This window comes from Niastella koreensis GR20-10 (genome assembly GCF_000246855.1).
GTDB lineage: Bacteria > Bacteroidota > Bacteroidia > Chitinophagales > Chitinophagaceae > Niastella > Niastella koreensis.
On the sequence record NC_016609.1, the window covers coordinates 8,340,637 to 8,353,688 of the forward strand.

Below are 13,052 nucleotides of genomic sequence, written 5' to 3' on the forward strand. Positions count from 1 at the left end.
CGTCAACCTGTTAACTTGTCAACAACTCCTTTATCAACTCTATCAACTTCGTCAACCCTCTATAACTAGTTTCGAAACGAAGAGGGAGTCATACTCGTTTGCTTCTTAAAAAAATGATTAAAGTGCGCAGGCTCTTCAAAACCCAAACTATAACCGATCTCGGAAATATTCCAGTTAGTGTGTTTTAATAAAGTCTTTGCTTCACTTACCAGCCGGTCAAAGATATGATCAGTGGTTGTTTTTCCGGTAGTAAGGCGAATTGCGCGGTTCAGGTGATTGACGTGTACCGATAATTGTTCAGCAAAATCGCGGGCCGATCGCAGGGTGAACCGTTGCGTAGGTGATTCGATCGGGAACTGCCGTTCCAGCAACTCCGTAAAAACAGCTGTGATGCGCGCATTGGCATCGGTATGCTGATACAAAGTTTCCGTAGGCTGCATCTTCAACGCATAATGGATCATCTCCATAATATAGTTGCGAATGAGATCGTACTTATATACATAGTCAGACTTCATCTCTTCGATCATCTTATCGAAGATCTGGCTTACAAATTTGTCCTGCAATTTATCCAGTCCATAACTGGGTTTGTTACCCGCGATAAACATGGGCAGGTCTTTGATGCCGCCACGAATGCGTTCGGTAAAAAACGCTTCCTTAAAAATGCAAAAGGCGCCCTTGGGATCATCTGTCAATGGCTGAAATGTATAAGGAACGTTTGGACTGAAAAATATAAGAGTAGAACCTGCCACTTCAAGACTTTTTTCCGCATAATGATATACATATGGTCCTTGCATCAGGGCTATTTTGTAATAATCACGGCGGGTATACTCAACCGGTGTTTTACCCTGACCCACGCAGTCCTCTACCCTAAACACATTAAAGTGCCCGATATCTTTTTTCAGGTTATCCGGTAACCAGTTCATTTTCTGGCGATAAAAATCTTCCAGTGTTTCTGTCTTGGCCATATCGTAAATTTAAGCAATTTGTGATTTTAAAAGGCTGATTGGTATCAGCCCTTCCTTGTAAAATTACGACGCTTCCCCGGCCGGGTCTTTATGGGAATCAAACAATAAATTGCAAAATTCAAACAATGGCAGGTCTGCAATTGGGGATCAATTCTTTACAGAAGCAATCACTTCTCTGAGATATTTGTTTTCATCAACCGTGCGAACCCCCAGGCGAACGATGATTAGTTTTTTAGAAGGAATGATGAAAATGTTCTGACCGCCATAGCCATCTGCAAAGTACATGTCGGCCGGTGCATCGGGAAACCAGCGTTTGGCGGGGTCTTTATCATCCTGACCATTTAGCCAGAACTGGTACCCATAGCGTTGTTGCTTGTTGGATGGTGCGGGTTGAGTTGTTTCTTTAACCCAGTTCACGGGTAGCAGTTGTTCCCCGTTCCATAAACCATTATTATAATATAGCAATCCAAAGCGGGCAAAATCGCGGGCGCTGGCATAGCTGTAAGAAGAGCCAACATAAGTGCCGGAAGCATCGGGCTCCAGCACCAGTGAATACATATTGATCTTATGAAACAACGCTTTATAAGGAAAGCCGGCATACACGGAATCGCCCACTGTATGGCGGATGATCCTGCTCAGCACATTGGCGTTGCCACTGGAATAATAGAAAACCGAGCCCGGTTGATCCTTCAAAGGTAATTTGGCCACAAATGCGGCCATATTGCCCCGCTTGAACAACATATTGGTGGCCTCGCTGGGCCCATTATAATCTTCAATATAGTCCAGTCCCGAAGATTGATGTAACAGATCTTTCAATTTGATCTTTTCTTTATTGGTATGCTGCCATTCGGGTACAGGCGCGGGCGCATCGGGGTTAAGTTTACCTGCTTTTACCAGTACGCCAATAACGGCGGAGGTCAAACTCTTGGTCATTGACCAGCCGATCTGCACCGTATTTTTATTGAACCCCGGTGCATAGCGTTCGCCAACGATCTTTCCATCATATACCACCAGGAAGGCACGGGTATAAGCTGGTCCTCCTTTTTTTGAAGGCATTTGCATAGCGCTGTCAATAGCCTGTTGTAATGCTTTGTTGTCAATATTGGATGGAAGGCTGTCGGAAATTTTATCGCCATACGGCCAGGCAATGGTGTCCCTGTTTTGTGAAGGAACAGCGGGTAAATTAAAATGCTGCGCTCTTATTTCGGCTTCGGAATAATCGTTCACCAGCGTGCAGCCAACACCGGTTCTGTAAATCGCTTTTCGTTTGGCGAAACCCCATACCGAACCGGTTACTGAGGAGTCTTCCCGGTTTACAGTAAAGCTGCCTTTTGAAACAGGAAAGAAATTCAGTTCCTCTTTCAATACGTCTTCAGGATTTCGATGTTGCAGGAAAACCGCGGAAGCCATATTTTTGGCCCCATATCCGCTGATGATGGGAAAGGCCCGCCAGGCATACCAGATGCCGTACACCAGGGTCACCAACAACAGAAACAAAACAATCCGGATGATCCTTTTATAGATTTTCATAGTAAGGCTTTATAAAACAATAAAATTCGCACATTAAAATCTATAAATTGTAAGAAATTGGGATTAAGTTTATGGAGCCAGTACCTCATTGCCCTATCCGTTAAAGTCATTAATTTTGCAATATCAAAAAGAAACGAGTTAGCTGCATATGAGATCATTGTTCCTGTTAATCACCGTACTGTACTTCGGGTCAATTGCATATGCGCAAAATACCATTGGTATCCCCAATATTACCAACTTCTTTAAACAGGATTATAAAGCCGGCCGCCAGAACTGGGACATTGCACAGGACAGTCGCGGCATCATGTACTTCGCCAATAACAATGGCCTGATGACCTTCGATGGCAGCTTCTGGCGTACTTACCCAATTCCCAATGCCACTATTGTTCGTTCTATTGCCATTGACAAAAACGACAGAATATATGTGGGCGGCCAACAGGAGATTGGTTACTTCACCCCCAATGATCGCGGCGAACTGGTATATACTTCATTGCGGCCGCTGATAAAAGACAGTGATTATGCTGATGTATGGACCATTCAGATTGTAGAAGATCACATCTTCTTTCATGCGCACCGAAAAATTTTCGATTACTATAAAGGCGCCGTAAAAGCATTCAATAGCACCTTCTGGAGTTTTTTAGGATATGCCCATAATGAAGTGCTGGCATACAACTACGAAAACCAATTGGTGTATTATAAAGATGGCCAGTGGATACCACGGGTTAAAACCGGCTCTTTTCCCAATGGCACCCTGTTGAAATCGGTGATTGACCTGGGGCACGACAGCCTGCTGTTGACCTCCGTTTCAAAAGGATTGTTCATTCTGAAAGGCGATGTAGTAACACCTTTTGAAACACCTGATATAAAGGAAATCGCCGCCAAAAATATTTTTGGAGCCCGTTTATTGTCGCACAATACTATTGCCTTCAATACCAACCTGGGTGGCTGCATCTTAATGAATAAAAATGGAAAATTCATTCAACAGCTTACCAAAAACGAAGGCATTCAGACCAACAATGTTGAGAACCTGTTTTTAGATAAAGACCAGAACCTTTGGCTGGCGCTCGACAATGGCATTGACCTGGTGTCCTATAATAATGCTGTTAAAAACATTTTCCCCGAATCAATCGATCGCAATAGTGGCTATACCTCCCTTGTTCACAACAACACCTTGTACCTGGGGGTGGCAACCGGTTTGTATAAAACCACCCTTCCTGAAAATGATGGTGACCTCAGTTATGCAAAAAGTTCATTCTCCCTGGTTGAAAATACCAAAGGACAGGTTTGGAATGTCTCGGAAGTGAATGGACAGGTATTGATGGGTCATAGCCTTGGCGCCTTTGTAATAAAAGACAACAAAGCAGTGCTGCTTGATAATAAGAACGGTTTCTGGGGCTTTCTTCCCCTGCACGACAGTTTTCCTTCTTCGGTGATGATTGCAGGTACCTATAATGGGATCAATTTTTACAGTTATGCCAATGGTAATTTCACCCGCATACTGGAGGCCAGGTTTGAATCGGCCCGCTTTATAGTAAAACATAAAAACCTCATTTGGGCTATTCACCCTTATAAAGGCATCTACATCGTTTCATATGATGAAAAGAACAATCCGGTAGTAACGAATTACATCGATAAGAAGAAGTTGCTCTCTCAAAACCATAACCATCTGTACAACGTTGCGGGCCGGATGGTGCTGGCTACCGATAACGGCATTTTTGAGTTTGACGACGCCATCAATGATTTTAAACCTTCTGCTTTTTTTAAAAAACTGTTCGACACTATTAAGGTTGAATATTTAAAGGAAGATAAAACCGGCAACATCTGGTTTGTTAGCAACAGACGGGTTGGCGTGGCAGAACGCAGCGGTGATAATTACCGGTTGGTGTACATTCCTGAACTGGACGACAAGATCACAGTAAACGGGTTTGAGAACATTAATATCATCGACAGCAATAATGTGTTGATCGCGGCCGAAAAAGGGTTCTTCCATATTAATTATGCCCGGTATAAAAAAAGCACATACCAGTTAGTTACCCTCATCAGAAATGTACAGGCATCGGCCCGGCAGGAAGACCTGATCTTTGGTGGCTATGCTTTATCGGCAAACAATACCGCCAAAGAGTCAATTGAATATGCCGACAACTCCCTGCATTTTGAATGCAGTGCTATTATATACGGCCGGCAACATACCATTGCCTATAGTTATAACTTAAAAGGGTTCGACGAAGGCTGGAGCGACTGGAGCCAGAAAACGGAAAAAGACTATACCAACCTACCACCAGGTAAATATATTTTCCAGGTAAAAAGCCGCACCAACGTTGAAAATGAATCACCGGTGGCCAGTTTCTCCTTTACCATTTTGCCACCCTGGTACCGCACCTGGTGGGCTTATACCCTATATGCCATAGCATTATTTGCGTTGCTGTACTGGTTCTACAAACGGCAACAACGAAAATACCGCAGGATCGAAGCACAAAAACTGTTGCAGCAGGAACAACGCTATGCCGAGGAGCAAAAGCAGTTGCAAATGATGCATGAATTGCAAATGGGTAAACGGGAAAAGGAGATCATTGAGCTGAAAAATGAAAAGCTGCAGGCCGACATTGAAAATAAAAATTCGCAACTGGCCTCCGCTGCCATGAACCTGGTGCGGAAAATGGAGATCTTTTCAAAAATAAAAGACGATCTCAACGCATTTAAAAATAATGAGGAAACCAAAGCGGGGACCAAGGAATTCCAAAAGATCATCCGCCTTATCGACAGCGAACTCGATGTTACCCAGGAATGGGAACAATTTACCGAACACTTTGACCAGGTACACTCTAATTTTCTGAAAAAGCTGAAAGAACAATGGCCCGATCTGACCGCCACCGAATTAAAAATGGCGGCTTATCTGCGATTGAATTTAACCAGTAAAGAAATTGCCCACCTGATGAGCATCTCCATCCGTGGCGTGGAAACCGGTCGCTACCGCCTGCGTAAAAAACTGGGGCTAACCAGTAATGAAGCCAGTTTGTACGATTTCCTGATCTCCATAACCGGATAATCGCACTACGCCATTTAACTGTATGATAGTCAATAATTAGTTTTTTTTGTAGAGGTTTTGACGTAGCCAAAAATTGGTTATGGCAGTATTTTGTTTGCATATTTACAACTGCTAAAAAACGAAACAGCTGCCATATATGCGACAAAAAAGATTGTCCTTATTGTCCGTCCTTCTGCTATTTATACCCAAGCTTTTGTCAGCACAAAAAGGCAGCAGCCCCCAAACCCAAACCAACGTACCCTATGCTACTTATTACAATAAAACTATTATAACAAGTTACTCCTATGAAGTAGTCCCGATTATGTTTTATCAGAGGCATTTGTTCGCAGACGCCTCGTTTATGTTTTATCCAATCATGCAATCTGAACTGGCCAAAACTCCGGAATTAAATCAATACCCTGGATTATAAGCTGGTATGGTGAGCCGTTCCACCACATGGGGACGGCTTGCCTTTTTTTGCCTTATTCAACAGTAAAAACTATTTAACCCCGGTATGGCTATTAGTGTTCGCAGCTGCATTTTATTAGCAGCATTCATTTTTATAACATCACACAGTTTTGGACAGGGAATTTTAAAAACACAGGGAAAGCAAATTGTCAATGAAAAAGGCCAGCCGGTAATCTGGCGGTGTATGGGCCTCGGTGGCTGGTTGTTACAGGAAGGCTATATGTTTCGTGTAGGTAATTTAGGCACACAGCATCGCATAAAAGAAAGCATCGCCGGTTTGGTAGGCGAAGAAAAAACAAAACAGTTTTACGATGCCTGGTTAACACAGCATACCACTAAAGCCGATTTTGATTCAATGGCTGCCTGGGGTTTTAATGCTGTTCGTTTACCACTGCATTATAACCTGTTTACTTTACCGGTAGAACAGGAACCAAACGCCGGTCAACAAACATGGCTCACCAAAGGGTTTGCAATCACAGACAGCGTGCTGAGTTGGTGCCGCAGTAATAAAATGTACCTGATCCTGGATATGCATGCCACACCCGGTGGCCAGGGAAACGACTTAAATATTAGCGATCGCAATGCCGGTAAGCCATCCCTGTGGGAGAGTGATGGTAACCGGCAGAAGCTGATCGCCCTGTGGAAACAGCTGGCGAAACGCTATGCCAACGAGCCCTATATTGGCGGCTATGATATCATCAATGAACCCAACTGGGGTTTTCAGGATACCGCCGATAAACGCGGAACGGCAGAAAAAATGAATGTGCCGTTGAAGCAATTACTGGTTGATATGACCAAAGCCATACGGGAAGTAGATACAAAGCATATCATTATTATCGAAGGCAATGGTTTTGGCAATAATTATAATGGTATAGAACCCACGTGGGATAATAACCTGGTGATGAGTTTTCACAAATATGGCAATTTTAATACGCAGCCTGCCATTCAAAAATTTCTCGATTACCGGGATAAATATAACATTCCATTGTGGCTGGGCGAATCGGGCGAAAATTCAAACACCTGGTTTACCGAATGTATTCGCCTGGTTGAAGAAAATGGCATTGGCTGGGGCTGGTGGCCATTGAAAAAAATGGGCATTAATAACCCGCTGGAAATAAAAATGCCTGATGGCTATGAACAATTACTGAATTACTGGCGGGGTAATGGCCCGCGTCCTGATTCTGCAACCGCCTGGAAGGTATTGCAGCAATTGTTGAATAATATAAAAGTGCAGAATAATGCAGTGCACCGCGATGTGGTGGATGCTATGTTCCGCCAGGTACAAACAAACAGCACGCTGCCATTTAAACAACATGTAATTGCTGAAGGCACCACGGTAATACCCGCAGTTGAATTTGACCTGGGTAAACAGGGACAGGCGTATTACGATAAAGATACTGCCAGCTATCAATACACGCCTGGTGTGCATACCCAGGGTAACAGAGGTCACAGTTACCGCAACGATGGGGTAGATATAACCAGTAATGATGCCGGTTCCGGGATCTTCAGTATTGAAGATGGCGAATGGCTGCAATATACCATCGAGGTGAAAAAAGCAGGAAACTACCAGCTTGGATTCAATACATGGGTTGAAAATGCCGGCGCACAATTATCGATACTCGCAAATGAGCGTACCCTTATTGATAAACTAACATTACCAGTTACTGACAGCAAACAAAGCAATAAAACTACCTGGGTTAAAAACGTTCCGTTACCCGCAGGTACAACCCGCCTGAAATTGTTGGCCAATAAAGGTGGGTTTAACCTGCAAAGCATTTCATTTATTAAGGAATAATACATAGATCAGCAGTTAGCTTAGCAGTAGTATAAATAAAAAAGGGGGCCAGTTGCCGCCGGCCCCTTTTGCTTTATAGCTAAAATATCTTCAGTCATTTTGTTTCTTTCAGCAGGATCTCAATAGCTCCATTGGCGCCGGCAGTACCAAATTTGTCGGTGGCTGCTTTGTCTTTCCACACATTTATAGATTGTATCTGGTCGGGGTCCAGTTTTTTTACTTCTTCAACACTGGTTACAGTACCATTTACAAGGTACAACACATTGGCAGGGATCTTTATCTTTTTCCTGTTTGCTTTTTTGGACAAATGAAAATTAGGCTGAACGGTGATTTTCATAGCAGGCTCAGGCGTTGTATCGTTTTGCACAACCTGCTTTTCCGGTTGCTGAACAATTGGGGTGGCTTTGGTTTCTGTTGCTGAAACCGATAACGCAATCACGGCTGCAAACATAACAGGCAGCACCAGCGCTTTGCGCAGGAATTGGAACCGTGCGTTGTTTGTTGTTGTTAACATAATCAATCTTCGTTTAATAGATGAATAATAGAATGCGTGTGTGGGATTGAGAAAGTGCTTTCCGTAATGCACCTGTAATAACAACTGTACAAACTCTTCTACATTGTTATTACCAACTGCCGCTCTGTCCGCAATAAATTCATGAATGGCCTTCAGCTCTTTTTGTATGAGCCAGTTAAACGGGTTCATCCAGCAGATAGAATTGATGACCTGGCAGAAAAGCACATCCAGCGTATGTTTCTGGTGAATATGCGTGAGCTCATGTTTAAAGATCTTTTGTCCAAAATCATCATCCAGTGAGATCGATTCTTTCCAGAAAAGGTTGTTTAAAAAAGAGAAAGGCGCCTGATCGAGGTTGGTATAAATAAATTCAACCCCCTCCATTACAACAACGGCCGATCTTCTTTTTAACTGGTATACTTTGAAAATATTAAATGCAAGAAAATATAGCAGGAACAGGCTGATACCAATAACCGCATACAAAACTACAATTTGCCAGGATATGCCTAGTGAATGCGTAGGTGTGATCTGTTGCGTGAGGTATTGAAATGTTTCACCAGAAACCGGCATGGCCTGTTTATCGATAGTGAACCAGTTGAAATTAAAAAGCGGGATGATGAAACTGCCCGCCATGCTCAGCAACAGGTAAAACCGGTTATAGGAATGAAAGTTTTTATTGCGTAACGCAACCATGTAATAACCCAGGAACAGGCCTGAAATAAAAATAGATTTCAGGAGATACAGCAGGATTGTTTGACTGGTCATTTCCCTTTCTTTTTAAGTTGGCTTAATAAAAATTCCAGGTCTTCGATGGACATTTCTTTTTTATCAACCAGGAACGAAACAACCTTTGTATACGAACCCTGGAAGTAATTTTCGGTAAGCGCCTTTATACCGCTGGCAGAATACTCTTCTTTTGTTACCAGCGGATAATAGAAGTTATTGCGGTTGGGATTCTTTATGCCCACAAATTGTTTCTCAACCAGGATCTTTAACAGGGTACCCACGGTATTGTAATGTGGTTTGGTATCGGCCAGGTGTTCCAGGATGTCTTTCATAAAACCACCTTCGCCCAAACTCCAGAGTGTTTGCATGATCTGCTCTTCAGCAGCGGTGAGCTTTTTCATTGCTTTGTTGTTTTGCCTAAATTCTTAGGCAATTTTATGCCTAAACTTTTAGGCAGACAAATATTTCTGGAGGAATTTTCAGATACGCTGAAAAACAGACAGTTATGCGGGTGGTTTAATTTGTATAAGGCCGGAAGGGGCTATAAAGCACCCGAAGTAGCATCAATTTGTTTGGCTATTTGATCGGAAATGGGGTAGTATTTTTCAACAGGTAACAGTGCATTTGCCTCATCAATTTTGTGGCTGGTTATGAGTTGATGGATCTGTTTGCAATGCGGCGTAATGTCTTCAATATCGGTTATCCATTCATTGACATATTTTTCTACGGCAATGCCCGAAAGCCCGATCTGAATAGAACGGTAGGGCAATGGTTTCAGATGGAGATCCTTCTCGGGGTCCCACTGAATGCGAACCGGTGTTATTTTTAAAGCTCTTTGCCAGCTTATAAAATCGCCATGAAGGTTGTAGTCATGGGTAGAAAGAAGTGCATTGGCGAGCGCCCATTCAAAGCCTTCGCGTTTTAATTTAATAGCTAAAATGCATTCCTGGTTTTCTTTGGTAGCCCAGCCCGAGCGATACATCATCCACAGAAAGGATGGTTTTATCCAGGTCATCCGTTCCACTTTAAAAGGGGGAACAAATCTCTTATGTTTTACAGCCTTGTCGGCGATAATATTGTTATAGGCCTGGTAAACAGTTATGGTATTATCGTCATACAAAGCCCGGATCACTCGTTTGCTCATGAGAGGAAGGTGCGGTTTAGGGTGCTCGTGAATAGCAAAAATAACGGGTTGAACCATATATTGAACATTTTTATACCATTTTGCTCAATTAGTTAACCTGGTGGATTGACGCGGCAATGCGCATAATACCGTACTTTGCTACAGCCAAAAGGCATCTTGCATATGAAAATCACACGCGCTTTCTTTTATCCTTTAATAGGTTGCCTGCTGCTATGTATACACCTGCAGGCGCAAAACAGTAAATTCCCTTTTCAGAACTATCGTCTCTCTTTTGAAGACCGGGTCAACGACCTGGTGAGCCGGCTTACGCTGGAAGAAAAAGTGGCGCAAATGCTCAATGCGGCGCCAGGTATCCCAAGGCTCGATATCCCTGCATACGACTGGTGGAATGAAACCCTGCACGGCGTGGCAAGAACGCCGTATAATGTAACGGTGTTTCCACAGGCCATTGCCATGGCCGCCACCTGGGATACCGCGGCGTTGTACAGAATGGCCGATTGCTCTGCGTTGGAAGGTAGGGTGATCCACAATAAAGCGATTGCCGCCGGCAAAGAAAAAGACCGTTACCTGGGGCTTACTTACTGGACACCCAACATAAACATCTTCCGTGACCCGCGTTGGGGCAGGGGACAGGAAACTTATGGTGAAGATCCATACCTCACCGCTGCACTGGCCGATGCATTTGTACGCGGTTTACAGGGCAACGATCCCAAATACCTGAAGGCTGCAGCCTGCGCCAAACACTATGCTGTGCACAGCGGTCCCGAACCATCGCGACATGTATTTGATGTGGATGTAACGCCGTATGATCTGTGGGATACCTATCTGCCTTCGTTTAAAAAGCTGGTGACCGTATCAAATGTAGCTGGTGTTATGTGCGCCTATAACGCTTTTAGAAAACAACCCTGCTGCGCCAGCGATGTGTTGATGACAGATATCTTGCGCAATCAATGGAGCTTTAAAGGCTATGTAACGTCCGACTGTGGAGCCATCGACGATTTTTATAGAAATCATAAAACCCATCCCGATGCTGCTGCTGCATCGGCCGACGCTGTTTTTCATGGAACGGATATCGATTGCGGCAACGAAGCCTACAGGGCGCTGGTACAGGCAGTGAAAGAAAATAAGATAACCGAAAAACAAATTGATATATCGGTAAAGCGGCTTTTTATGATCCGTTTTCGCCTGGGCATGTTCGACCCGCCATCGATGGTGAAATACGCACAAACACCCGCTACTGAACTGGAATCTGCGGCGCATGCCAAACACGCCTTATTGATGGCGCATGAATCTATCGTGTTGTTGAAAAATGCAAACAATACGCTGCCGCTGAAAAAAGGCCTGAAGAAAATAGTGGTGCTGGGGCCCAATGCTACCAACGTGATTGCTCCATTGGGTAACTACAGTGGAACGCCTTCCAAATTAATCACCTTGTTTCAGGGAATAAAAGAAAAGGCAGGCGCTGCCACGCAGGTGGTGTATGAAAAAGCAGTTAACTATACCAATAATAATGTGCTGGAATACGATGATATCAGCAATGCCTGTTCTATTGATGGCAAAGCCGGAATAAGAGCCATGTATTACAACAACCGGGAGTTGAATGGCGAACCGGTAGCTACTGTTATTGAACAACATGTAGAGCATGACTGGCAGGAAGGCGAAAATGCCGTAGGAAATCTGCGGGCCAATGATTTTTCTGCCCGCTATATTACCAACTACAAAGCAACAGCAGATGGCAATATTACTTTTGAAGTGGAGGCCGACGATGGTTACCGGTTTATTGTAAATGGAAAAACAGTGCTCAATAGCTGGAACCGGAAACCAAGAGACATTGCTTCGTATACCCTTACAACACAAAAAGATTCTGTGTACAACCTGGTGCTGGAATACTGGCAGGGCGAAGGCAAGGCAACAATAAAAATGCATACCGGACACCCTGCAGTAACGGATTTTAATGCCCTGGTGAAAAAATACAGCGATGCGGATGCCTTTATTTTTGCCGGTGGTATTTCGCCACAGTTAGAAGGCGAAGAAATGAAAGTAAGCGATCCCGGTTTTAAAGGCGGCGACCGTACCACCATTTTGCTTCCTGCCATTCAAACCGAATTAATGAAAGCGTTGCAGGCAAGCGGTAAGCCTGTTGTATTTGTAATGATGACTGGTAGTGCATTGGCCACACCCTGGGAATCGGAAAATATTCCTGCTATTGTAAATGCCTGGTATGGCGGACAGGCTGCGGGTACGGCATTGGCTGATGTGTTGTTTGGCGATTACAATCCCTCGGGCCGGTTACCGGTTACTTTTTATGGCAGCGACAATGACCTGCCTTCTTTTGAAGATTACTCTATGAAGAACCGCACCTACAGGTATTTTACCGGTAAGCCGTTATACGGTTTTGGTTATGGTCTTAGTTATACCACCTTCCGCTACGATCAACTGACTATGCCTGTTACCGCTCAAAATGGAAAACCCGTTAAAGTAACTGTACGGGTTACCAATACCGGTAAAACGACAGGTGATGAAGTGGCGCAGATCTACGTGGTTAACGAAAATACTTCCATACAAACGGCACTCAAAACATTGAAAGGGTTTCAGCGGATAAGCCTGCGGCCGGCGGAAAGTAAAATGGTAAGTTTTGTTTTGCAGTCCGATGATCTTACTTACGTAGATGCCGATGGCCAGCGAAAACCGCTGACTGGCAAGATACAGATATGCGTAGGTGGCAGCCAGCCCGATGAACCGAATGCTACAAGTGGTAATGTAGTTAAAAAAGAAGTTACCATTAAATAGGTAGCAGGTTGATAGGGTTGATAAAGTTGACAAGTTGATAGAGTTGACAAGGAAATCTATAAATAAAAATCCCGCTTCGGAAACCGGAGCGGGAT

8 protein-coding genes are annotated in these 13,052 nt (G+C 43.9%); 3 read left to right on the forward strand and 5 right to left on the reverse strand.

What is annotated here, in order from left to right; translation table 11 throughout:
- Window positions 1-65: 65 nt before the first annotated feature.
- Window positions 66-965, reverse strand: a complete 900-nt coding sequence (locus tag NIAKO_RS33510) for an AraC family transcriptional regulator (protein WP_014222938.1) — start codon at window positions 963-965, stop codon at window positions 66-68.
- A gap of 147 nt (window positions 966-1,112) precedes the next feature.
- Window positions 1,113-2,495 carry a serine hydrolase domain-containing protein gene (locus NIAKO_RS33515; RefSeq protein WP_014222939.1) on the reverse strand — a complete coding sequence of 461 codons (1,383 nt, stop codon included), beginning with the start codon at window positions 2,493-2,495 and terminating at the stop codon, window positions 1,113-1,115.
- Window positions 2,496-2,643: 148 nt separating this feature from the next.
- On the opposite strand from NIAKO_RS33515, the gene NIAKO_RS33520 reads away from it, so the two are divergent.
- On the forward strand, window positions 2,644-5,541 hold the full coding sequence (locus NIAKO_RS33520; protein ID WP_014222940.1) for a triple tyrosine motif-containing protein: 2,898 nt from the start codon (window positions 2,644-2,646) through the stop codon (window positions 5,539-5,541).
- Between the two features lie 493 nt (window positions 5,542-6,034).
- The gene (locus tag NIAKO_RS33525; RefSeq protein WP_014222942.1) at window positions 6,035-7,783 is read left to right on the forward strand and encodes a cellulase family glycosylhydrolase; all 1,749 of its coding nucleotides are present in this window, start codon (window positions 6,035-6,037) and stop codon (window positions 7,781-7,783) included.
- Between the two features lie 94 nt (window positions 7,784-7,877).
- Here the strand turns inward: NIAKO_RS33525 and NIAKO_RS33530 are convergent, their stop codons facing one another.
- The 3 genes from NIAKO_RS33530 to NIAKO_RS33540 form a co-directional block, all read right to left on the reverse strand.
- Window positions 7,878-9,062, reverse strand: a complete 1,185-nt coding sequence (locus NIAKO_RS33530; RefSeq protein ID WP_014222943.1) for a M56 family metallopeptidase — start codon at window positions 9,060-9,062, stop codon at window positions 7,878-7,880.
- A complete protein-coding gene (locus NIAKO_RS33535; RefSeq protein WP_014222944.1) occupies window positions 9,059-9,424 on the reverse strand; it encodes a BlaI/MecI/CopY family transcriptional regulator in 366 nt (121 codons plus the stop codon). The genes NIAKO_RS33530 and NIAKO_RS33535 overlap by 4 nt, the downstream gene beginning before the upstream one ends.
- Window positions 9,425-9,564: 140 nt before the next feature.
- Complete coding sequence (locus tag NIAKO_RS33540) at window positions 9,565-10,167, reverse strand: DUF4291 domain-containing protein (protein ID WP_041349808.1); 603 nt, start codon at window positions 10,165-10,167, stop codon at window positions 9,565-9,567.
- Between the two features lie 162 nt (window positions 10,168-10,329).
- Between NIAKO_RS33540 and NIAKO_RS33545 the strand changes: the two genes are divergently transcribed.
- On the forward strand, window positions 10,330-12,957 hold the full coding sequence (locus NIAKO_RS33545) for a glycoside hydrolase family 3 C-terminal domain-containing protein (protein ID WP_014222946.1): 2,628 nt from the start codon (window positions 10,330-10,332) through the stop codon (window positions 12,955-12,957).
- The last annotated feature ends 95 nt before the right edge of the window (window positions 12,958-13,052 follow it).